This is a genomic window from Streptomyces sp. CB01580, assembly GCF_001905795.1.
GTDB lineage: Bacteria > Actinomycetota > Actinomycetes > Streptomycetales > Streptomycetaceae > Streptomyces.
In genome coordinates this window covers 76,934-98,336 of the sequence record NZ_LIXJ01000027.1, presented here as the reverse complement: position 1 = coordinate 98,336, position 21,403 = coordinate 76,934, and the positions used below count along the sequence as shown (strand labels likewise).

Annotated in this window: 17 protein-coding genes, 1 tRNA gene and 3 pseudogenes; 13 read left to right on the top strand and 8 right to left on the bottom strand. The window is 71.9% G+C overall.

Annotated features, from left to right (window positions below):
* Positions 1 to 102 precede the first annotated feature (102 nt).
* Complete coding sequence (locus tag AMK22_RS29610) at positions 103 to 594, top strand: DUF485 domain-containing protein (RefSeq protein WP_073790052.1); 492 nt, start codon at positions 103 to 105, stop codon at positions 592 to 594.
* Positions 591 to 2,243: a sodium/solute symporter gene (locus AMK22_RS29605; RefSeq protein ID WP_073790050.1), complete on the top strand. Its 1,653-nt coding sequence runs from the start codon at positions 591 to 593 to the stop codon at positions 2,241 to 2,243. Before AMK22_RS29610 ends, AMK22_RS29605 begins: the two co-directional genes overlap by 4 nt.
* A 32-nt stretch (positions 2,244 to 2,275) precedes the next feature.
* On the opposite strand, the gene AMK22_RS29600 is transcribed toward AMK22_RS29605, so the two are convergent.
* Positions 2,276 to 2,797, bottom strand: coding sequence for an ATP-binding protein (locus AMK22_RS29600; RefSeq protein WP_073790048.1), 522 nt, complete (start codon positions 2,795 to 2,797; stop codon positions 2,276 to 2,278).
* Between the two features lie 177 nt (positions 2,798 to 2,974).
* Here AMK22_RS29600 and AMK22_RS29595 point away from each other — a divergent pair, with 177 nt between their 5' ends.
* Entirely contained in the window at positions 2,975 to 3,889 is a 915-nt protein-coding gene (locus AMK22_RS29595; protein ID WP_073790127.1) for a helix-turn-helix domain-containing protein, read from the top strand.
* Complete coding sequence (locus tag AMK22_RS41225; RefSeq protein WP_079186458.1) at positions 3,846 to 3,992, top strand: DUF397 domain-containing protein; 147 nt, start codon at positions 3,846 to 3,848, stop codon at positions 3,990 to 3,992. Before AMK22_RS29595 ends, AMK22_RS41225 begins: the two co-directional genes overlap by 44 nt.
* Positions 3,993 to 4,138: 146 nt before the next feature.
* On the opposite strand, the gene AMK22_RS29585 is transcribed toward AMK22_RS41225, so the two are convergent.
* From AMK22_RS29585 to AMK22_RS29575, 3 genes are all read right to left on the bottom strand, one after another.
* Complete coding sequence (locus AMK22_RS29585; RefSeq protein ID WP_242434175.1) at positions 4,139 to 5,110, bottom strand: cellulose-binding protein; 972 nt, start codon at positions 5,108 to 5,110, stop codon at positions 4,139 to 4,141.
* A 321-nt stretch (positions 5,111 to 5,431) separates the two neighbouring features.
* Positions 5,432 to 8,146, bottom strand: a complete 2,715-nt coding sequence (locus tag AMK22_RS29580) for an SUKH-4 family immunity protein (RefSeq protein WP_079186457.1) — start codon at positions 8,144 to 8,146, stop codon at positions 5,432 to 5,434.
* Positions 8,147 to 8,151: 5 nt separating this feature from the next.
* Positions 8,152 to 9,129, bottom strand: coding sequence for an SMI1/KNR4 family protein (locus tag AMK22_RS29575; RefSeq protein WP_073790044.1), 978 nt, complete (start codon positions 9,127 to 9,129; stop codon positions 8,152 to 8,154).
* 325 nt (positions 9,130 to 9,454) lie between these two features.
* On the opposite strand from AMK22_RS29575, the gene AMK22_RS29570 reads away from it, so the two are divergent.
* Both AMK22_RS29570 and AMK22_RS29565 read left to right on the top strand, forming a co-directional pair.
* Entirely contained in the window at positions 9,455 to 9,991 is a 537-nt protein-coding gene (locus tag AMK22_RS29570; RefSeq protein WP_073790042.1) for a YwqJ-related putative deaminase, read from the top strand.
* A 10-nt stretch (positions 9,992 to 10,001) separates the two neighbouring features.
* Positions 10,002 to 10,526 (top strand): SUKH-3 domain-containing protein, encoded by a 525-nt coding sequence (locus AMK22_RS29565; RefSeq protein ID WP_073790040.1) that lies wholly within the window; start codon positions 10,002 to 10,004, stop codon positions 10,524 to 10,526.
* A 133-nt stretch (positions 10,527 to 10,659) separates the two neighbouring features.
* On the opposite strand, the gene AMK22_RS29560 is transcribed toward AMK22_RS29565, so the two are convergent.
* On the bottom strand, positions 10,660 to 11,988 hold the full coding sequence (locus AMK22_RS29560; RefSeq protein WP_073790038.1) for a sensor histidine kinase: 1,329 nt from the start codon (positions 11,986 to 11,988) through the stop codon (positions 10,660 to 10,662).
* A gap of 155 nt (positions 11,989 to 12,143) precedes the next feature.
* Between AMK22_RS29560 and AMK22_RS29555 the strand changes: the two are divergent.
* The 7 genes and pseudogenes from AMK22_RS29555 to AMK22_RS29525 all read left to right on the top strand — a co-directional run bounded on the left by AMK22_RS29555 (position 12,144) and on the right by AMK22_RS29525 (position 17,769).
* Positions 12,144 to 12,784, top strand: a pseudogene (locus AMK22_RS29555) (hypothetical protein).
* A gap of 11 nt (positions 12,785 to 12,795) precedes the next feature.
* Positions 12,796 to 12,869, top strand: a tRNA-Gln gene (locus AMK22_RS29550).
* A gap of 137 nt (positions 12,870 to 13,006) precedes the next feature.
* Entirely contained in the window at positions 13,007 to 14,455 is a 1,449-nt protein-coding gene (gene glmU / locus AMK22_RS29545) for a bifunctional UDP-N-acetylglucosamine diphosphorylase/glucosamine-1-phosphate N-acetyltransferase GlmU (protein ID WP_073790036.1), read from the top strand.
* 118 nt (positions 14,456 to 14,573) lie between these two features.
* Positions 14,574 to 15,548, top strand: a complete 975-nt coding sequence (locus AMK22_RS29540) for a ribose-phosphate diphosphokinase (protein ID WP_073790034.1) — start codon at positions 14,574 to 14,576, stop codon at positions 15,546 to 15,548.
* Between the two features lie 192 nt (positions 15,549 to 15,740).
* Positions 15,741 to 16,328: a 50S ribosomal protein L25/general stress protein Ctc gene (locus AMK22_RS29535; RefSeq protein WP_073790032.1), complete on the top strand. Its 588-nt coding sequence runs from the start codon at positions 15,741 to 15,743 to the stop codon at positions 16,326 to 16,328.
* Between the two features lie 155 nt (positions 16,329 to 16,483).
* A complete protein-coding gene (gene pth / locus AMK22_RS29530) occupies positions 16,484 to 17,077 on the top strand; it encodes an aminoacyl-tRNA hydrolase (RefSeq protein WP_073790031.1) in 594 nt (197 codons plus the stop codon).
* 221 nt (positions 17,078 to 17,298) lie between these two features.
* Entirely contained in the window at positions 17,299 to 17,769 is a 471-nt protein-coding gene (locus tag AMK22_RS29525) for a hypothetical protein (protein WP_073790029.1), read from the top strand.
* A 248-nt stretch (positions 17,770 to 18,017) separates the two neighbouring features.
* Here the strand turns inward: AMK22_RS29525 and AMK22_RS42435 are convergent.
* From AMK22_RS42435 to ppc, 3 genes and pseudogenes are all read right to left on the bottom strand, one after another.
* Positions 18,018 to 18,138: pseudogene (locus AMK22_RS42435) on the bottom strand (phosphoenolpyruvate carboxylase); the annotation flags it as partial.
* Between the two features lies 1 nt (position 18,139).
* Positions 18,140 to 18,352 (bottom strand): annotated as a pseudogene (locus AMK22_RS41220) (hypothetical protein); the annotation flags it as partial.
* Positions 18,353 to 18,400: 48 nt separating this feature from the next.
* The gene (gene ppc, locus AMK22_RS29515) at positions 18,401 to 21,130 is read right to left on the bottom strand and encodes a phosphoenolpyruvate carboxylase (RefSeq protein WP_073790026.1); all 2,730 of its coding nucleotides are present in this window, start codon (positions 21,128 to 21,130) and stop codon (positions 18,401 to 18,403) included.
* Positions 21,131 to 21,403 lie beyond the last annotated feature (273 nt).

Here is a 21,403-nt window from a genome sequence, read left to right as displayed (position 1 = left end):
ATACCGGCGAGTAATGTTCACGCTTCCGACAGCACTCCCCCACCCCGCACTCCTGCCTTGCCGTCCAGCCAGGAACCGAGCCACGCAAGGAGCAGCACCCCGATGCCGCACGGAACCCCCCCGCCCCCGTCCCCCTACTCCTCCTGGCCCGGACGGTCGCAGCAGCCGACCCGAGGACACCAGCCCCCGCCCCCGCAGCAGGCCGACTACCTGCTGCCCCGGCAGCGCTCGCACCCCTTGCCGCCGCTGGCGCCGTCGCCCGGAACCACCACGTCCGAGTCGCCCTCCACCCGGACGCCCGACCACCCGCCCACCCGTCACGGCGATCTGCGCCGGCTGCGCACCTCGTACCGTTCGCTCAGGCGCATCGCGGCGCTGACCGCACTCGGCTACTTCATCGTCTTCCTGCTGCTCTCCGGCTTCGCCAAGGACCGGATGCAACAACCCCTGTTCGGCGGCCTCAACCTCGGCCTGGTGCTCGCGCTCGGCCAACTGCCCGTCGCGCTGCTCGCCGTCAGCCGGTACGAACGGACCGCCCGGCGCACGGTCGACCCGCTCGCCGCCCGGCTCCGCAGAGGAGGAGCGGACCGGTGAACGGATTCGACGACTCCGCCCGGTCGATGTCGCTGGTGGCCTTCATGGCCGTCGGCACCATCGCCCTGCTGCTCTGCGTGATGTCCGGCCCCGACCGCGACGACCTCGAAGAGTTCTACGCCGGCTCCCGCGGCCTGTCCCCGCGCCGCGCCGGCTTCGCGCTCGCTGGCGACTACCTGTCCGCCGCCACCGTCCTCGGCACCACCGGCATCATCGCCCTCACCGGCTACGACGGGATGATCCTCGCCCTGAGCATCACCCTCTCGCTCGTCCTGCTGATGTTCCTGCTGGCCGAACCGCTGCGCAACGTCGGCGGGTTCACCATGGGCGACCTGTTCGTACACCGCGCGCCCGGCCGCGCCGTCCGCATCACCGCCTGCGCCACCACCATTGCCGCGCTCGTCCCGATGATGGTCGTCCAGCTCGCCAGCAGCGGCGACCTGCTCGCCTTCATCCTGGGATTCGACAGCTCCCTGTTCCGCACCGGCGCCATCATCGGCCTCGGCGCCCTGATGATCGGCTACGCGGCGATCGGCGGCATGAAGGGCACCGCCCTGATCCAGATCGTGAAGACCGTGGTGCTGCTCGTCGCCTCGTTCACCATCGCCGTACTGGTCATGAGCCGGTTCGGCTGGGACACCGGCGCGCTGCTCTCGGCGGCCCGGCAGGGCAGCGGTGCGGGAGCCGCGTTCCTCGGCTCCGGGCTCCAGTTCGACGGGAGCGGACTCGACATGGTCAGCTCCGAACTGACCGTCGTGCTCGGCGCCGCCTGCCTGCCCCACGTCACCATGCGCCTGACGAGCGCCCCGTCCGCGCAGGCCGTACGCCGCACCATGTCCTGGGCCGTCTCCGTGGTGGCCGGGATCTGTCTGCTGCTCGTCGTGATCGGCTTCGGCACCGCCGCGTTCGTCGGCCACGAACGCATCACCGCCGCCGGGGCCTCCGGGAACAGTGCGATCCTCCAGGTCACCGGCGCGGTCGCGAGCGGCGGCCGGCTCGGCGCCCTGGTCGTCACGACGATGACGACGGCGATCTTCCTGACTCTGCTCGCCTCCGTCGCCGGAATGATCCTGGCCTGCGCCAACTCGCTCGCGCACGACCTCTTCGCGCACGGACTGCACGGGGTGCGCGACCCCGCCAGGAAGCCGCTGCCGGGCCTCTCCGAGATGCGTACGGCACAGTTCTCCGCGACCGTCGTCGGGATCCTCGCCACCACCCTCGCCGTCGTGGCCCGGCACTGGAACGTGCAGGCCCTGGCCACACTCTCGTTCTGCGTCGGGGCGTCCGCCCTGGCCCCGGCCCTCATCTACAGCATGTTCTGGCGACGCTTCACCCGCACCGGGCTGCTCAGCACCCTGATCGTCGGAACCGGCACCGTGATGGTGCTGATCACCGGCACCAACCTGGTCTCGGGCTCACCCTCGTCGGTCTTCCCCGACCTCGACTTCAACTGGTACCCGTACACCACGACCGGGCTCGTCTCCGTCCCGGCCGGTTTCCTGGCCGGCTGGCTCGGCACGGTCCTCCCCCGCGGCACGGCACCCGCGGCACGCCGCCTGTACCAGGGCGAGGAACCACGCATCCTGGCGGGCGCGGTACCGGCAGGCGCGCCCCCGGCCGCCACGGCACCGACGCCGCACGGCGGATGACGACGCCGACGGGGCCCGCCCACGATCAACCGCTAACCGGCGTCGGCCGGTTCGGCGACGCACTCCGCCCACACCGTCTTCCCGAAGGGAGCACGGGGAACGACCCCCCACCGGGCGGCCAGCACGTCGACCAGGACCAGACCGCGCCCCGACTCCTCGTCATCGGCCGGCCTGGACGGGCCAGCCGGCGGCAGGTCCGGGCACGCGTCGGACACCTCGACGCGGATACGCCGGGCGTCCGTCTCGTACGTCGCGTTCAGGAGAAGGTTCCGGCCACGGACCCTGCCATGACGCACGGCGTTGGCGGCGAGCTCGGCGACCACCAGGGCGACGGTGCAGGAGGTGTCCGACCCCGGCGGGAACCCCCACTGGTCGAGATGCCTCGCCATCACCCGCCGGGCGAGCCGCGCACCGCGAGCCGTGGAAGGGAACTGCCGTGAGACGAACGTCCGTCGGCCTCCTCCGAACGCCTCCGAATCCCGCCCTTCCGCGGGCAAACCCCCGTCCGGCTCCCGCTCCGGCCCGTCGTCCGGCACAGTCACTGCCCTGAGCATGGTGCGCCCATCCCATCCCGTCGTTCCTCACGCATCCCACAGAGTGCGGAATCCGCTACGTTCCGCAGTCAAGAATCGACCAGCATGCCTAGGGTCGGAAGGTGACGAAGCATTACCGCCCTGGCCGTAAGCAGAGGAAGTGACGCCATGGCCAAAGCGATCGATCCCCAGCAGTCGATGGCCGCTCTGTTCGGTTCACGCGTACGCAGACTCCGTACGGCGGCCGGGCTGACCCAGGCCGAGCTGGGGAACATGACACACGTCGTCAGCACCCGGATCACCCAGATCGAGCGGGCCTCCGGAGCCAGGCCGACCCAGGAACTGGCACAGGCCCTGGACACCGCGCTGGTGGCGGACGACCTGCTGATCGACCTGTGGCCATACGTCTACCGCGAGGCGTTCCCCGACTGGGCACAGGCGTTCATGACCCTCTCGGCACGGGCGCGGGCGATCAGGCAATACGTCGCGCATGTCGTGCCGGGTCTGCTCCAGACCGAGCCCTACGCGCGGGCGCTCCTGAGCGTCGGACGCACGCTCAAGAGCAAAGAGCAGTTGGAGGAGCGGCTGTCGGCGCGCATGGCCCGCCAGGCCCGCCTGCGCGGTGCCGACCGCCCCGAGCTGTGGGTGATCCTCGACGAGGCTGTGCTGCGGCGCCCGGTGGGCGGCCCGGACGTCATGCGGGACCAACTGGCCCGTCTGCTGGCCGCGGCCGAGGAGCCGCACATCACCGTGCAGGTGCTGCCGTTCGCCCACGGCGAGCATGATGCCCTGGGCGATTCCCTGACCGTTCTGGATCTCCCCGACGGCACGGAAGTCGGCTATACGGAAGGCGCGCACTACGGCCAGTTGGTCGAGGAACCGGAGGAGGTCAGGCGCTTCGCGGTGACCTACGATCACCTCCGGGCAGCGGCTCTGCCCCCTCACATGTCGCTCGACACGATCCGATCCGCGATGGAGGACGACCACCATGACGCGACCGTCTCTTCCCGATCCGACCGCCGTCGCCTGGCGCAAAAGCAGCTACAGCAATCAGGAGGGAGGCGACTGCGTGGAGGTGGGGGACGGCTTCCCCGGAATCGTCCCCGTCCGTGACAGCAAAGCCGCCGACGGCCCGGCACTCACCTTCGCCGCGCACTCCTGGACCTCGTTCATAACCGAGCTCAAGAAGGACCACCGCTTCCGCCCCGGGCGGTAGCCGACGCCGGAATCTCCGTGGCATGCACCGATCCGCCCGTCGTCGGAGCCGGGTCCGGCCTTCCGGCTCAGATGTCTGTCGGGTGACCTCGGACCGGGCGGCCACGCCCTGGCACACATGCTTTCGGCCTCAGGTCACCCGACAGTTCAGCCCTCCGACTTCGCGCCGGACCCCGTCCCCGTCCCCGTCTCCGCGTCCGACTCGGGCTCGGCCTCCGGCGCCTCCTCCGTCGGGTCCGGGACCACCCGCCCGGTGAGCGCCGCCAGCGTGTTGCGCACGTACGTCATGTGCGCGTGCATCTCCTCGCGGGCCTCCTCGTGCTCCCGCAGGATCCGTTCTGTCTCCCGGACCACCCGCTCCTCGCGGAGCCTGCCCTCCGCGACCAGTTCGGCCGCCCGCGCCTCGGCGTTCTCGTCGGTGTGCCGCGCCTCCTCCTCCGCACGCGCCAGTTCGCGCCGCGCCTCGGCCAGCCCGGCCTCCGCCCGCTCGGTCAACTCGTCGTGGCGTGCCACCTGCGCCGCCTCGGCCTCGGCCACTTCTCCCTCGGCCGTCTTCCACCGATCGGCGTGCTCCTGCTCCTGGTGCACGAGGACGCTCTCGGTGCGACGGCGCGTCTCCTCCATCATGAACCGCGCCTGTTCCCGCGTCTCCTCGGCGTCCGTACGGGCCTCCGCGACGAGCCCCTCGGCCTCCGTGCGGGCCGTGGCCAGCGCCTCCTCGGCGTATTCACCGACCGCCGCACGCATCGCCTCGGCATCCGCCCGCGCCGACCCGCGCACCGCCCGGCCCGCCTCGTCCGCCGCGTCCCGCAGCGCCTGCGCCTCCTCCTGCGCGGCGCTCCGCATGGAACCGGCCTCGCCCTCCGCGAGCGCCAGGATCCGCTGGGCGCGCTCGCCGAGCGAGGCGTAGTCCTGCGGGGCGAGCCCGGCGACCACCTCGCGCAGCCGGACCGTCTCGGCCGACAGGTCCTCAACCTGCGCCGTCAGCCGGGCCACCCGCTCGCGCGCCTCGTCCCGCTCGCCCTCCAGCCCGGCCAGAGCCCGGTCCACCTGCTCCGGACGGTAGCCGCGCCCCCGCACGCCGACGAAGCCAAGTCCGGACCCCGGTGCAGAACTCATCCCTCAGCCTCTTTCCGACTCGCCGAACAGCAGCAACAGGTCAAGGATGCGGCAATTCGGCGCAGAAGTCGGAATCGATCAACGGCTTTTCGGAGGGAAGCGACGGGTTTCACAGCACGACACGGCACGACACGACACGACGCGGCACGACACGACGCAGCACAACGCGGCACGACACGGCGCGGCACGACACGGCGCGGCACGACACGGCGCGGCACGACACGGCGCGGCACGACACGGCGCGGCGCCCGGCCCCTTCCGGGAGCCGGGCGCCGAACCTGCGGCCCGCCCGCATCCGTACGACCGGGCCGCCCGCATCCGTCAGAGCAGCCCGTCCCACATCTGTTCGAGCAGTACGGACCACCAGCTCTCCGGCGACGCCAGCGCCGCCCCGTCCAGCGCCGCCAACTGGGCCTGGAAGTCGACCGTCCAACGGCCCGCCTGCTCCGGGTTGAGCCCGAAGCGCAGCCGCCACATCCGGCCGAGCAACGCCATCGAACGCTGGAACTCCGGCAGCCCGGTGTTCACGAACTGCGGCGCCACCGACTGCCCGCCCGGCCCCGCCTCGACCGGTACGGCCACGATGTTCGCCGTGCCGTACTGGACGCAGATCGCCCGGCCGAAGTCGGTCCCCATCACGAGGTACGCCCCCGCGTCCGGCGCCGCCTGGATCTGCCGCTGCGCGGCCAGCTCGGCCAGTGTCGGCACCACCGGCTGCCCGGGCTGCGCCCAGAAGAACGGCCCGAAGTCGGCGGGCAGCCCCGCCCACACCAGCGCCCGCGCCACGGTCTCGGGCACACCCTGCCGGGACACCGCGCGCTGATCGAAGCGCAGGATGCCCTGCGGGCCGAAGGACTGCACCATCTCCTGCGCGACGGCCTCCGGAGGCACCGGCGGCGCGGGCGGCATCTGCGGCAGCGGCGCCCGCACCGGCGCGGGGCGCGCGGGACCGTCCGCCACCTGGTGCAGCTCGCCCTGATGCGTCAGCAGATGCCGCATGCCCTGCTGCCGGCTGGCGTGATCGGTGCCGTACGGGGCGACGCTGGTGATCCGCACCTGCGGCCAGGTCTCACGGATCATCCGCGCGCAGTAGCCACCGGGCAGCTCGCACGACTCCAGCTCGGTGTGCAGCTCGATGACCTGCTGCGGCGGCACGTTCATCGCGCGCAGCTCGTGCAGCATCTGCCACTCCGGGTGCGGGGTGCCGGGTGCCGAGCGGCGGATCAGCTGCTGCTCGCTGCCGTCGTGCGCGCGGTAGCGCAGCACGGCCTGGTAGCCGGGGCCGACGGTCGGCTGCCCGGACTGCTGCGGGTAGCCGTACGCGGCGGGCGGCGGGGTGTGCCCGGGCTGCGGTACGGGACCGGGCCCCTGCGGCGCACCGGGAGGGCCGGGCGGACCGGGAGGCTGCGGCATGCCGGGGCCACCGATGCTCGGGTCGGCGAGCATCGTCGCCGCGTGATGCACCCCACCACCCGGCGGAGGCGTCGAACCAGGAGGCGCAGGCGGCACCGAACCACCAGGAACCCCAGGCGCACCCGGAGGACCCGGCGGACCGGGCGGACCGGGCGGACTCGGCGGCTGCGGCGCGCCGGAAGCGTCGGCACCACCGGGAACCCCGGGAGGACCGGGGGGACCGGGAGGGCCGGGCGGACCGGGAGGCTGCGGCAGGCCGGGGCCACCGATGCTCGGGTCGGCGAGCATCGTCGCGGCATGATGCACCCCACCACCCGGCGGAGGCGTCGAACCAGGAGGCGCAGGCGGCACCGAACCACCAGGAACCCCAGGCGCACCCGGAGGACCCGGCGGACTCGGAGGACCGGGCGGACCCTGCTCGGGAACGAGCTGCGTCGGCAGGTACCCGCCGGCCGGGGCCCCGGGCGCACCCGGACCCGAGGGCGGCGCCACCGGCGCGCCGGGCACACCGGGCGGCGGCGGGGTCGAGGGGCCGCCCCCACGCGTACCGCGCGGCGGCACGACGGCCTTGCTGGTGGTCGCGTCCGCGATGTCACCGGCCCCGGGCGCGCCGGCCCCGGGCGCGCCGGGCACGGGCGTACCCGGGGCCGGGGCGGGGGTCCCCGGCACAGGGGTGCCGGGCGCGGGAGTACCGGGCGCGGGAGTACCGGGCGCGGGAGCCCCCGGCACAGGGGTACCGGACGCGGGAGTACCCGGCGCGTCCGCTGCCTGCGCCCCCGGCGCGGAACCGGCGGCGCGCGGCGAGTCCAGCCCCGGGACGATCGCCGTCGGCGGCAACTGACTGCCACCGGACATCAGCGCGGTCGGCGCGTCGGCGGGCACGACCGGCGGCGGGGTGCCCTCGTCGTCGGCGCCCGAGAGCGGCGGCGCGAACACCGTGGCGGGAAGCGGGACCGAGCCCTCGTCCGAACCCGCGTTGGTGTCGGTCCCGTCCCACGGCGTGGAACCGGCGGGCACGCTCGGCGGCGACGCCGGAACGCCGTCGTTCGCGGTGGGCTCGTACTCGACCCGGCCCCCGCCCACAGCTCCGGACATGCCTCCGGCCGCAACTCCGGGCGCGCCCCCGCCCGTACCTCCGGTCGACGAAGGCGCGCCCGGGACCTCCGGGACCTCGGCCCGGCCGCCCCGGTCGTCCCGGCCGCCCTGCTCGTTCCGCTCCCCACCGTCGTTCCGGTCGTTCCGGTGATCGGGAATGCCCAGCTTGTCCGCCGCCTCCTGGAGCCACTCCGGCGGGCTCAACAGGAAGGAGGTCTGATTCAGATCGACCCGCTGCGGCGGCTCCGGAGCGGCCGGCGCGGCGGCGACCGTCCCGTACTCCTCCTCGTACCGCCGGATGATCTCGCCCACCGGCAGCCCCGGCCACAACGTGGCCTCACCGCTGTCCCTGGCGATCACCAGCCGCTGCCTGCCGCCGTCCGAGACCGGCCCCTCGGCACGGTCCTCGCCCCACACGACGAACCCCAGCTCGAACTCCCGCACCCGCACCTCCCGGTGCTGATACGCGGGTACATCGCCGTTGATCCACTCATCGGCGCGCTCCTGCGCCTGCGCGAACGTCACCATCGCGCTCATCCCTCCACCGGGACGGCCCGCGCGAAGCCACCGTCCACCATCAGGTTCGCCACGGTCTCCAGCTCCGGCGGATTGCCCGCCAGACGCTCCAGGAACGCATCGAAGTCGTCACCGCACGGCAGCAGCAGCCGGTCCACCCGCTCCTGCACGTTCCAGCCGTCCCGGTCCCGCGCGTCGTCGTACGCGCAGAACCACACCGAACCGGTACCGGAACCTTTCACCTTCACCGCGAGCAGACCGCCCTGGACGAAGGCGACCCCCAGGAAATCCTTGGTCAGATGGTCCCGCAGACACTTGTTCACATACACCAGATCGTTCACGGCGGCCTCCTCGCGCACCGTGAAGAACGGCTGATCGACCAGGAGCCCCAGCTGCGCGTCGAGCGCGGCGCCGACCGGCGCCGAACCACCCGCCGCCTTGAGGAACGAACGGTACGCACCCGGCAGCCGGTAGCCCAGGTCCTCCTCGACCCCCTGCACCTGCTGCTCGGTCACCGCCACGGCACCCTTCGGCAGACCGAAGTGCGCGGGCCGGGTCTCCTGCAACGGCCGGGTGCCCCGCTTGTCCTGGTCGACCTGCGTCGCCGCGAGACCCGCGTGATGCCTCAGCAGTGCCTTGACCTCGACCGGGATCAGCTCCATGCGCCGACCGCCGGGAACGTGGTGCCACGTCCAGCCGTGCGGCGTCGCGACCGCCGGAATCGTGTCCCACAGCTCATGACCGCTCGCCGCCAGCGCCGCGTTGGCCGAGACGTAGTCCGTCAACCGCAGCTCGTCCACACCGAACCCCTGCGGGGGCTCGGCGATCTCCGCGGCGGCGCGCGCGTACGGCGAGAAGTCCGGGCTCCCGTCCATGCCTATCCGCACACCCGCGGGATGCCGCGCCGCACGGACCGGATCCGGGAAGTGCACGAGCTGCCCGGCATAGGCCGCGTTCGGCGGCGCGGCCTGCTGCCCGGGCCGACCTGTCGTCATGGCGTTGCCCCCTGCTGCGTCTGGCTGGTGAGGACCGGCCTGCCCGAGGGGGACGGTCCGCGCACAGCCTATGCGGTGCCGCAAGCCCCGGAACCGCCCTGTTCCCCTCCTTTCCCCCCGCCCTCCCGACCGACCTCCGCACCGTCACGAACCGTCACGACCCCACGACGGACGAGCGACGACTCCCCGCCCCCCAGGGCGACACAAACCGCCGTAACCCCGCCCCAGCTTCCCCACCAGCCCGGACATTTGGCAGGCTGTCACCGCAACTCGGGGGCGTGCACACCACGCGGCCACCGCCGCGGGCACGGGAGGGAACAGCACCATGCACACCGCACGAACAGTCACACCCACCGGTACACCCGGGGATCCACGCCTCAGCTGGAGCAGCACCCGCACCGCTCACGCACCCCGGCTGCACCAGCGCCGCGACGGCATCCTCCCCGCGGTGGCCGCTGCCCTGTCCGTACGCGGCGAGACACTCACCTGCACCGCGGGCAAGGGCGACCAGCCCCCCGTGCTCCACCCCCTCGTACAGGACTTCCTCGACACCCTCACCAGCGGCCAGCGCGAACGGTTCACCGGCCGCTGCCCCGAGGCCATGCTGCTGTCCCGGCACCTCGCCGCGGCCGAAACCGCCCGCTCCAAGCGCGCCCGGCGCAAGCCCCTGACCAACGGCGAGGCCCGCCGCGCCCTCAAGCACTCCCGCCTCACCGCACGGCACATCCGCGAGGACGGCGACCCCCTGCACGGCAGCTACGCCCCGCCGTGCCGCTCCTGCACGGCGATGCTCGCCCACTTCGGAGTACGTCCCGTCGACCTCGCGACGGACGGGGCGGCGACCACCGCCGAGAAGGGCTGACCACGCGCCGATGCACGACCGAACCGACCTGCCCGGACAGACGGCCCCCGCGCACCCCGGCCCGGCCCGCTTCCCCGCCCCCGTCGACACCGCCCTGCGCTCCGCGGGCTGGCAGCCCGGCCGCTGGGACATCCGCCGGGCCGAGGAATGGGCCGACGCCCTGCGCGCCCACCGCTCATCCGCCGGCCACCAGCACGCCGTCTTCCCGGCGGCCGTGGAGGCATGGGCGGAGTTCGGCGGACTTCACATCAAGGCCACCGCACCCGGCCGCCAGATCGCACCCGCGCCGGTACGCATCGACCCGATGAGCGGCCTGCACCTCGCCCGCACCCTCGGCGACCTCGGCCGGGCCCTGGAGACCGAGCTCAGCCCCCTGGGCGAGGAGGGCGACGGACAGGCGATCCTCGCGATCGACGCCGAGGGCCGCGTCTACAGCATCGACCACACCGGCGACTGGTACCTCGGTCCGGACATCGACCAGGCCCTGACCAGCCTCGTCACGGGCATCCAGCCGGAACGCCTCACCGCGGGCTGACCCCCCGCTCCGGCCCCGGCGACAGCAACAGCAACCGACCGTCCGACGACGGCCCGGTGGGACCGGCACGGCCCGGATCGAACGGCCGCGGCCCCGCACACACCCCGGACCCGACCTCGACGCGCCCCCGCGATCAGGCGGACGCGACCCCCGGGTCCGGCAGCACCGCCGACACCCGGAAACCCCCCGCGTCCGTCGGACCCGAGACGAACACGCCCCCGAGCCCCAGCACGCGCTCCCGCATGCCGACGAGCCCGTTGCCCCCGCTCGGCAGCCCGGCATCCGCCGTCGCGGCGTCCGACGGACCGTTCTCCACCTGCATCGCGACCTCCGAGCCGCGGTGCGCCAGCCGTACCCACGTCCTCGCGCCCGCCGCGTGCTTGTGCACGTTCGTCAGCGCCTCCTGCACCACCCGGTATGCGGTCTGCTCGACCTCCGGCGCGTACGGGCGGGCCTCGCCGTCCACCGACAGCTCCACCGTCATACCGGCCGCCCGGGACTCCCCGACCAGCTTCTCGACCTCGGCCAGCCGGGGACCGTCCTCCACCGCCGCCGCCTCGGCCGCCGCGGCCGCCGCCCGGCCGACCGAGGCGAGCGGCACCTGCGCCCGCGCGGGCCCGGGCACCACCGACTCCCCCGCCCGCAGCACCCCGAGCATCTCCCGCAGCTCCGTGAGCGCCTGCCGCCCCATGTCACCGACCAGCGCCGCGTTCCGCACCGCCTTCGCCGGGTCCTTCAGCGCCACGGCCTGGAGCGCGGCGGCGTGCACCACCATCAGGCTCACCCGGTGCGCCACCACGTCGTGCATCTCACGGGCGATCCGGTGGCGCTCCTCCGTCCGCGCCCACTCGGCCCGCTCCTCGGCGCGGTCGGCGAGCAGCGAGAGCTCCTGCTCCAGTGAGTCCGCCCGCTCCCGCAGGCTCTCCATCAGCCGCCGCCGGGCCCCTATGTACAGGCCGAGCAGCACGGGCGGCGCGGTGAGCCCCAACGACATGAAGAGGGAGATCAGCGGGACGTACCCGTCGCCCGGCCCGAAGTCGGCCTGGTCGGCGACGCTCTGCCGCATCCGGACGTACGTGACGATGAACGACCCCGCGAAGGACATCCCCGCCAGCACGACCGTGATCCGGCGCGGCACCTCGGAGGCGGCCAGCGTGTAGAGGCCGACCAGCCCCATCAGGAAGCCCATGTCGGCGGGTGCCGTCGCGATCGCCACCAGCACCACGGCGATCGGCCAACGCCGCCGGACCACCAGCACGGCCCCCGCGACCAGCCCGAACACCACGCCGACCGGCACCGGCAGCGCGGCGTCGCGGGCGAAGTCCACCCCTTCCCACCCGCACTCCAGCGCCGACAGGAGCGCGAGCCCCACGTCCAGTGCGACACTCCGCCGCCGTCCCCACCACGCATAGCCGCGGGCAGTCGCACCCACGGCTTCCCGGTGTTCCCCCGTTGCGGTCATACCGCCCAGCCTACGGGCGCACGCACCTCATTTACGGGCGACCTGGACAGCACGCGCGTCCCTCGAACGAAGACGGAACAGTCAGTTATCGCCTGAAATAGCGAATCGAGCAGGCTTTCGCACCGGACGTCCGCATTCCGGACGACGCTCGGCGCATGACGGAAATCACGAGCAAGTACGCCGACTTCGAAGGCCTGCGCGCCCAGGCCGTGGCCCTTCGCCGCCAGGGGCTGAGCCGCCGCCAGATCCGCGACCGGCTCTTCGTGGGCAACAACGACATCCTGAAGCGACTCTCAAGCGGCGCGAGGCGGAACGACAACGAACCAAACAGGCGGCGACGGAGGAAATCGGGACGCTGAGCCCACGCGAACTCTTCCTGCTCGGCGTGGGGCTCTACTGGGCGGAGGGCTCCAAGGCCAAGCCGCACCGCCCACAGGAGCGAGTCACCTTCGTCAACAGCGACCCCCACATGATCGAGGTGTTCCTCGCCTGGCTTCGCCTGTTGGGCGTGCGGCCGGATCACCTCCGGTTCCACGTGCACATCCACGAGACGGCCGACGTCCCGGCGGCGGAGCAGTTCTGGCAGGCCCTGACGGGCGCCGACGCCTCGGCATTCGGTAAAACGTCCCTCAAGAAGCACTCCCCCAGGACCAACCGGAAGAACACGGGTCCGGCCTATCGGGGCTGTCTCGTCGTACGAGTCCTGAAAAGCGTCGACCTGTACCGTCGCATCGAGGGCTGGTGGTACGGCATAGTAGGAGCTGCCTCGACGCCCGATCATGAAATTCGGGCATAGCGGACGAACTATCCCGGGTCGTCTAATGGCAGGACAAATGGTTTTGGTCCATTGAATGAGGGTTCGATTCCTTCCCCGGGAGCCACGACACGGGCCCCGACCACCAGGTCGGGGCCCGTACGCATGTCCGCACGCGTACCACCCGCCCGTCCACCCACCGAGCCCCCACAGGCCCCCCGGTATCCTTCGGATGTCCACCACCCGAAGCCGAAGGGCATTTTTGTGAGCTCCGAACGCCCGGCAGCCGTCGTCGTCCTCGCAGCGGGTGAGGGCACCCGCATGAAGTCGAAGACACCCAAGGTCCTGCACGAGATCGCCGGGCGTTCGCTCGTCGGACACGTCGTCGCCGCCGCCCGCGAACTGGACCCGGCCCACCTCGTCGTGGTCGTCGGCCACGAGAGCGAGCGGGTCACCGCACACCTCACCGCCGTCGACGACCGACTGCGCACCGCCCACCAGGCCGAGCAGCGGGGCACCGGCAACGCCGTGCGCGTCGGGCTCGACGAGCTCGGCGGGACCGTCGAGGGCACCGTGATCGTCGTCTGCGGCGACACGCCGCTGCTGTCCGGTGAGACGCTCGCCGCGCTCTCGGCCACGCACACGGCCGACGCCAACGCCGTCACCGTGCTGACCGCCGAGGTCCCCGACTCCACCGGTTACGGGCGCATCGTCCGCGACCCGGCCACCGGCGCGGTCACCGAGATCGTCGAGCACAAGGACGCGAGCGAGGCCCAGCGGGCGATCCGGGAGATCAACTCCGGGGTCTTCGCGTTCGACGGCCGGCTGCTCGCGGACGCGCTCGGCAAGGTCCGCACGGACAACAGCCAGGGCGAGGAGTACCTCACCGACGTGCTGTCCATCCTGCGCGAGGCCGGTCACCGGGTCGGCGCCTGCGTCGCCGGCGACCACCGCGAGATCCTCGGCATCAACAACCGGGTGCAGCTGGCCGAGGCCCGGCGGCTGCTGAACCAGCGGCTGCTGGAGCGGGCGATGTCGGCCGGTGTGACCGTCGTCGACCCCGCGTCCACGCTGATCGACGTCACCGTCACGTACGAGCAGGACGTGATCGTGCACCCGGGCACCCAGCTGCTCGGCACCACGCACCTCGCCGAGGACGCCGAGGTCGGGCCGAACTCCCGGCTCAAGGACACCCGCGTGGGCGTGGGCGCGCGCGTGGACAACACGGTCTCCGACGGGGCCGAGGTCGGCGAGGGCGCGACCGTGGGCCCGTACGCCTACCTGCGGCCGGGCACCAGGCTCGGGACGCGGTCCAAGGCCGGCACGTACGTGGAGATGAAGAACGCGACGATCGGCGAGGGCACCAAGGTCCCGCATCTGAGCTATGTCGGTGACGCGACGATCGGCGACCACACCAACATCGGTGCCGCGAGCGTGTTCGTGAACTACGACGGTGTGGCCAAGCACCACACCACGATCGGCTCCCACTGCCGTACCGGTTCGGACAATATGTTTGTGGCTCCCGTCACGGTGGGGGACGGCGTTTACACCGCCGCCGGCTCGGTCATCACCAAGGACGTACCGCCCGGCTCGCTGGCCGTCGCCCGTGGCCAGCAAAGGAATATCGAGGGTTGGGTGGCTCGCAAGCGTCCGGGGAGCACCGCCGCGCAGGCGGCTCAGTCGGCCGCCGCGGGGCACGACAGCGAAAGCTGACCGGAAACAGGCACGCCGTGCACGGCGTACCGTGATAGGTGCTCACCCCATTTCGGCTGGCTCGTCGCACATTGGGACACGTGCGCGGTGCCAGGAACATGTCTGAGGAGACTGTGCTGTGACCGGGATCAAGACGACCGGCGAGAAGAAACTGATGCTCTTCTCCGGCCGCGCCCACCCCGAGCTGGCCGAGGAGGTCGCGCACCAACTGGGTGTCGGTCTCGTGCCGACGAAGGCGTTCGATTTCGCCAACGGTGAGATCTACGTCCGCTTCCAGGAGTCCGCGCGCGGCGCCGACTGTTTCCTGATCCAGAGCCACACCGCTCCGATCAACAAGTGGATCATGGAGCAGCTGATCATGCTGGACGCGCTGAAGCGCGCGTCGGCCCGGTCCATCACGGTGATCGTGCCGTTCTACGGTTACGCCCGGCAGGACAAGAAGCACCGCGGTCGCGAGCCGATCTCGGCGCGTCTGGTGGCCGATCTGATGAAGGCGGCGGGTGCGGACCGGATCCTCACGGTGGATCTGCACACGGACCAGATCCAGGGCTTCTTCGACGGTCCGGTGGACCACCTGTTCGCGCTGCCGATCCTGGCGGACTACGTCGGGGCGAAGGTGGACCGTACGAAGCTGACGGTGGTCTCGCCGGACGCGGGCCGGGTGCGGGTCGCGGACCGCTGGTGCGACCGGCTGGACGCGCCGCTCGCCATCGTGCACAAGCGCCGTGACAAGGACGTCGCCAACCAGGTGACGGTCCACGAGGTGGTCGGCAACGTCAAGGGCCGGGTCTGTGTCCTGGTGGACGACATGATCGACACCGGTGGCACGATCTGTGCCGCCGCCGACGCGCTCTTCGCGCACGGTGCCGAGGACGTGATAGTGACCGCGACGCACGGTGTGCTGTCGGGTCCGGCCGCGGACCGGCTGAAGAACTCGAAGGTCAGCGAGTTCGTCTTCACGGACACGCTGCCGACGCCGGGCGAGCTGGAGCTGGACAAGATCACGGTGCTGTCGATCGCGCCGACGATCGCGCGCGCGGTGCGCGAGGTGTTCGAGGACGGTTCGGTCACCAGCCTCTTCGAGGAGCAGTAGCCACCGGCCGGCATACGGTCCGGAAGATCCACTTTGGGGTGCGGCCTCCGCGCCGGGTAGACTCAGCGAGTTGCTCGGCGAGGGAGGCCGTACTCATGTGTACGGCGGTCCGTTATCGACGCGCTCTTCGTAGCAGGCCTGTCGTGGGCCGGGTGACCGTTCGTTTTCCGTCACCTCACGAGGAGTGCAGTCATGGCTGAGGTCAAGCTCGCCGCCCAGGTCCGTACCGAGTTCGGCAAGGGTGCCGCCCGTCGCGCCCGTCGCGACGGCCTGGTTCCCGGGGTCATCTACGGTCACGGTGCCGAGCCGGTCCACGTCACGCTGCCGGGCCACGCCCTGATGATGGCGCTCAAGACGGCCAACGTCCTGATCGGTCTGGACATCGAGGGCAAGAGCGCCCTGGTCATCCCGAAGGCCGTGCAGCGCGACCCGCTGAAGGGCTTCCTGGAGCACGTCGACCTGCTGACGGTCAAGCGCGGCGAGAAGGTCGACGTCGAGGTCGCGGTGCAGGTCGAGGGCGACCTGGCTCCGGGCAGCAACCTGCTGGAGTACGTGATGAACACCCTGCGCATCCAGGCCGAGGCCACCCACATCCCCGAGTCCGTCACGGTCTCGATCCAGGGTCTGGACGCCGGTGCGTCGGTGCTCGCCAAGGACATCCCGCTGCCCGAGGGCTCCGCGCTGGTGGACGACCCGGAGGCCACCGTGCTCCAGGTCCTCGCCGCGCAGGCCGAGGAGCCGGCCGCCGAGGGTGCCGAGGGTGAGGGCGCCGGGGCCTGAGCCTCGTCCGCGAGCTTCGCCGACCTTCACTGACGGGGCGGCGGTTCCCGTGTCCGGGACCCGCCGCCCCGTTTCCCTGTTGAATCCCTGTCGATCGGGCCGTCCGGGTCTTCCGGGGCCCGGGGCCGTTCCGTATGCGAGGAGACCGAGCGCAGATGTCCGACGCCACCGCCCCCTGGCTCATCGTGGGCCTGGGCAATCCCGGTCCCGATTACGCGGCGAACCGGCACAACGTGGGTTTCATGGTCGTCGACCTGCTCGCCGAGCGGATCGGCGGGAAGTTCAAGCGGGCGCAGAAGGCGCAGGCGCAGGTGGTCGAGGGCCGTATGGGTCCGCCGGGGCCTTCGAGCCGGCGGGTGGTGCTGGCGAAGCCGATGTCGTACATGAATCTGTCCGGTGGCCCGGTCACGGCGCTGTGCGACTTCTACAAGGTGCCGGTGGACCGGGTCGTGGCGGTTCACGACGAGCTGGACATCGACTACGGGACGCTGCGGCTGAAGCTGGGGGGCGGCGACAACGGGCACAACGGGCTGAAGTCGATGACGAAGTCGATGGGCGCGGGGTATCACCGGGTGCGGTTCGGGATCGGACGGCCGCCGGGGCGGATGCAGGTCGCGGACTTCGTGCTGAAGGACTTCTCGTCGGCGGAGCGCAAGGAGCTGGCGTATCTCGTGGACCGGGCGGCGGACGCGGTGGAGTGTCTGCTGGCGGAGGGGCTGGAGCGGGCGCAGAGCGCGTACAACTCCTGACGGTCCCGGCCCGCCGCACCCGAAGCCCGCTATCCGGCCCGCCGCACCTGAAGCCCGCATCCGGCGTGCGCGCCCGACGCCCGTGTCTCACGTCCGGACCTGATGTGCGCGTCCCGGACGACGGCCGCGGTGGTGCGCAACTGCTGACATTCCTGGCGGTAAGCCGTGTTTTTCGGGCGCGAGTTGACCGGGCGTGCCGCTCTGTCCAAGGATCGCTGCCCATGAAGCGGAGCTCCTCCCACCGCGCCGTGGTCCATGCCCGTACCGCCGCCATGGGCTGTGTCGTTCTGTTGCTGCTCGTCGCGGGGGTGCGGTCCTCGTGGGATTCGGCGCACCACATCGTTCTGGGCAAGGGCCGTGAGCACGGGACGATGACGGTGACGGGCTGTGGTGCGGATGTGTGCACGGGGCCGTTCACGCCGTCGGGGCAGGCGGTCGCGCGGTCCCGGGTGACGGTCGAGAAGTCGGTCGGGGCGCGGCGTGGTGATCGTTTCCCGGTGGTGGTGCGGCCGGGTACGGATGATGTGGTGCGTGCGGGGGTGGCGGGTTTTCTGCACGCGTGGGTGCCGTTGGGGGGTGCGCTGGTGCTGGCCGCGTTGGTGATCGGGGGCGGTATGCGGCTGTCCCGGATCGCGTGGGGTACGGGGATCGCGGGGGCGGTTCTGCTGGCGGCGGTGTTCTTCGCGTTGTAGTGCCGTGACCGGCAAGGTTTGCCCGGAAGGAGCGGCGTCCGGTGCGTGCGATCGCAAGGCGGCCGAAAGCCCTCGTAGCGGGCTACGTGGGCTTTCGGCCAACGCCGCGAGCGTGCGTGCCGGACGGTGCGACGGGGCAAACGTTGCCGGGAGCGGCAGTAGTTCCATGCCGCGATGTCGACGGCGTGGCGCGCGGTCATGTCGCCCTGGCGGAACCGCCCCCGTGGGCCCGGGTGCGGGGTGTGGGGTCAGCCGGTGTTGCGCAGGCCGGCGGCGACTCCGTTGACGGTGAGGAGCAGGGCGCGGGCGAGCAGCGGGTCGGGGTCCTCGCCGCGTGCGGCCGCTTCGCGCTGGCGGGCCAGGAGGGAGNGGCGAGGGCCGGGGATGCGGCGCCTCCGATGACGCCGGTGGTGGCCAGCGCCGCGACGCCGGCGATCCTCGCGCTGCCGCGCGTCAGTCGGCCGGGGGCACGATGCTTCCCGGTGGCACGGGTGAACGCCATGAAGTGGCTGATCCTTTCCAAACGTTGCCGGGAGCGGCAGTAGTTCCATGCCGCGATGTCGACGGCGTGGCGCGCGGTCATGTCGCCCTGGCGGAACCGCCCCCGTGGGCCCGGGTGCGGGGTGTGGGGTCAGCCGGTGTTGCGCAGGCCGGCGGCGACTCCGTTGACGGTGAGGAGCAGGGCGCGGGCGAGCAGCGGGTCGGGGTCCTCGCCGCGTGCGGCCGCTTCGCGCTGGCGGGCCAGGAGGGAGACCTGGAGGTAGGAGATGGGGTCGAGGTAGGCGTCGCGGATGGCGAAGGTCTGCTGGAGGACCGGGCTGGTGCCGAGGAGTTCGGTGGCGCCGGTGACCTTGAGGACTTCCTGGACGGTGAGGGCGTGTTCGGCCTCGATGGCGGTGAAGACGTGCTTGAGCTCGTCGGGGACGAGGGTGTCGACGTAGTGGCGGGCGATGCGCAGGTCGGTCTTGGCGAGGGTCATCTCGACGTTGGAGATGAAGTTGCGGAAGAAGTGCCAGTTCTCGTGCATCTCGTCGAGGACGGTGTCGAGTCCGGCTTCGCGCAGGGCCTTGAGGCCGGAGCCGACGCCGTACCAGCCGGGGACGATCTGGCGGGACTGGGTCCAGCCGAAGACCCAGGGGATGGCGCGGAGTCCGTCGAGTCCGGCGCCCGAGTCGGGGCGTCGGGAGGGGCGTGAGCCGAGGTGGAGTTCGGCGAGCTGGTCGACGGGGGTGGAGGCGAAGAAGTAGGCGGGGAGGTCGGGGTCCTCGACGAGCCTGCGGTAGGCGTCGTGGGCGGCGTCGGAGACGGTGTCCATGGCCGCGTCCCAGCGGGCGAGGGCCTCGTCGGACTGGCGGGGCGCGGTGTGCAGGGCGGATGCCTGCAGGGTGGCGGCGACGGTCAGTTCGAGGTTCTCGCGGGCGAGGGCCGGGATGAGGTACTTGTCGGAGATGACCTCGCCCTGTTCGGTCACCTTGATCTCGCCTTCGAGGGTGCCCCAGGGCTGGGCGAGGATCGCGTCGTGGGAGGGGCCACCGCCGCGGCCGACGGTGCCGCCGCGGCCGTGGAAGAGGCGCAGGCGTACGCCGTAGCGGTGGGCGACGTCGCGCAGCCGGCGCTGGGCGCGGTGGATCTCCCACTGGGAGGTGGTGATGCCGCCGAACTTGGAGGAGTCGGAGTAGCCGAGCATGACCTCCTGGACGTCGCCGCGGAGCGAGACGAGGCGTCGGTAGGAGGGGTCGGCGAGCATGTCGTCGAGGATGACGTCGGCGGCGCGGAGTTCGTCGGTGGTCTCCAGGAGGGGGACGATGCCGATCCTGGCCCAGCCGGCGTGGAGGTCGACGAGGCCGGCCTCGCGGGCGAGGACGGCGGCGGCGAAGACGTCGTCGGCGCCCTGGCACATCGAGATGATGTAGGACTCGATGACTTCGGGGCCGAAGCGTTCGAAGGCTTCCTTGATGGTGTGGAAGACGCCGAGGGTCTTCTGTCCGGCCGCGTCGAGCGGTGCGGGGGTGGGGGCGAGGGGGCGGCGGGAGCGGAGTTCCTTGGCGAGGAGCTTCTGCCGGTAGTCGCGGGGCATGTCGGCGTAGCGCCAGGATTCCTCGCCGAGCCGGTCGAAGAGCTGGCCGAGGGCGTGGTGGTGGGCGTCTGCGTGTTCGCGGACGTCCATGGTGGCGAGCTGGAGGCCGAAGGCGGCGAGGGTGCGGATGGTGCGGTCCATGCGGCCGTCGGCGAAGAGGCCGCCGCGGTGTTCGCGCAGGGAGGTCTGGATGAGTTCGAGGTCGGCGAGGAGGTCGGCGGTGCCGAGGTAGTCGCAGCCGGGGCGGTGGGGTGTGCCGCCGGCGAGGCGTTCGCGGGTGTTGACGAGCTTCTGGCGGATGCAGGTGGCCTTGAGCCGGTAGGGCTCCTCGGCGTTGAGCCGCTTGTAGCGGGGGCTGATCTCGGGGAGGTGTTCGAGGTCGGCCTGGAGGGAGGTGAGGAGCTCGTCGGTGGCGCCGGTGTAGCGGATGGAGTTGGAGAGCTGGGCGCGCAGGTGGTCGACGAGTTCGAGGGCGTCGGTGATGCCGTGTTCGTGCTGGAGGATCAGGACTTCGCGGGTGACGTCGGGGGTGACGTTGGGGTTGCCGTCGCGGTCGCCGCCGATCCAGGTGCCGAAGGTGAGGGGGCGGGTGCCGGCGGGCAGTTCGACGCCGACGCGTTCGAGTTCGGCGGCGAGGTCCTCCAGTACGTCGCCGACGGCGCCCATGTGGAGTTCGTCGAGGTAGTAGATGGCGTTGCGGGCCTCGTCGGCGGGCTCGGGACGGACGACGCGGAGTTCGTCGGTCTGCCAGATGAGGTCGATGTTCTCGGCGAGGCGGAGGTCCTGGCGGCGCCGGTCGGCGTCGATGACGGGGGTTTCGAGGAGCTCGGCGATGCGGCGGAGCTTGTTGAGGACGGAGCGCCGGGCGGCCTCGGTGGGGTGGGCGGTGAAGACGGGCCGCACGTTGAGGTGCTTGACGGTCTCGCGCAGGTGCTGCGGGTCTGCGTCCTTGAGGCGGTCGGCGGTGCGGGCGAGGACTCCGCCCTCGGCGGCGCGCCGGTCGCGCATCTCGCGGGCGCGGTGGACCTGTTCGGTGACGTTGGCGAGGTGGAAGTAGGTGGAGAAGGCGCGGACGAGGCGCGCGGCGGTCTCCAGGCCGGTGTCGCCGAGGAGTTCGGCGGCGGCCTCTCCGTCGGTGCGGGTCAGGGCGCGCACTCGCTCGACGAGGTCGAGGAGCTCCTGGCCTTCCTGGCGTACGAGGGTCTCGCCCAGCAGGTCGCCGAGGCGGCGGATGTCGGCGCGCAGCTCGGGGCTGGCGGCGTGGGTCTGGTCGGCACTGCTCACAGTGTGCGGCTCCTTGCAGTGAATGAGGAGGTGCGTCGCGTTGCGGCTCCCGCACGAGGGTGGCGGCGGGAGTCGCGCGGGCACGGGGTCTCCGGGGCCGCGGCCGGCAGCGGTGCTGGGGCCACCCCGGAAAGCAGAGTGCGGACCGCGCTGTCCGACTCCACCAGGATAGGTGTCCATGCCGTCGGCATGGCTGGCGGCCCGTTCGGGTTTTCCCCACCCGGACGGTCGTCGCGCTCTCGTGCGGCGGGTCTCCGCGCTGCCATACTTACG

Bases quoted from the DNA above. Each gene is read 5' to 3' on its own strand.
- AMK22_RS29575 (WP_073790044.1), bottom strand. From the start codon at position 9,129: ATGACGACAGGTCGGCCCGGGCAGCAGGCCGCGCCGCCGAACGCGGCC.
- AMK22_RS29610 (WP_073790052.1), top strand. From the start codon at position 103: ATGCCGCACGGAACCCCCCCGCCCCCGTCCCCCTACTCCTCCTGGCCC.
- AMK22_RS29595 (WP_073790127.1), top strand. From the start codon at position 2,975: ATGGCCGCTCTGTTCGGTTCACGCGTACGCAGACTCCGTACGGCGGCC.
- AMK22_RS29565 (WP_073790040.1), top strand. From the start codon at position 10,002: ATGCACGACCGAACCGACCTGCCCGGACAGACGGCCCCCGCGCACCCC.
- AMK22_RS29525 (WP_073790029.1), top strand. From the start codon at position 17,299: ATGAAGCGGAGCTCCTCCCACCGCGCCGTGGTCCATGCCCGTACCGCC.
- AMK22_RS29560 (WP_073790038.1), bottom strand. From the start codon at position 11,988: ATGACCGCAACGGGGGAACACCGGGAAGCCGTGGGTGCGACTGCCCGC.
- AMK22_RS29585 (WP_242434175.1), bottom strand. From the start codon at position 5,110: ATGAGTTCTGCACCGGGGTCCGGACTTGGCTTCGTCGGCGTGCGGGGG.
- AMK22_RS29600 (WP_073790048.1), bottom strand. From the start codon at position 2,797: ATGCTCAGGGCAGTGACTGTGCCGGACGACGGGCCGGAGCGGGAGCCG.
- pth (WP_073790031.1), top strand. From the start codon at position 16,484: ATGTCCGACGCCACCGCCCCCTGGCTCATCGTGGGCCTGGGCAATCCC.
- AMK22_RS29570 (WP_073790042.1), top strand. From the start codon at position 9,455: ATGCACACCGCACGAACAGTCACACCCACCGGTACACCCGGGGATCCA.
- AMK22_RS29535 (WP_073790032.1), top strand. From the start codon at position 15,741: ATGGCTGAGGTCAAGCTCGCCGCCCAGGTCCGTACCGAGTTCGGCAAG.
- AMK22_RS29580 (WP_079186457.1), bottom strand. From the start codon at position 8,146: ATGGTGACGTTCGCGCAGGCGCAGGAGCGCGCCGATGAGTGGATCAAC.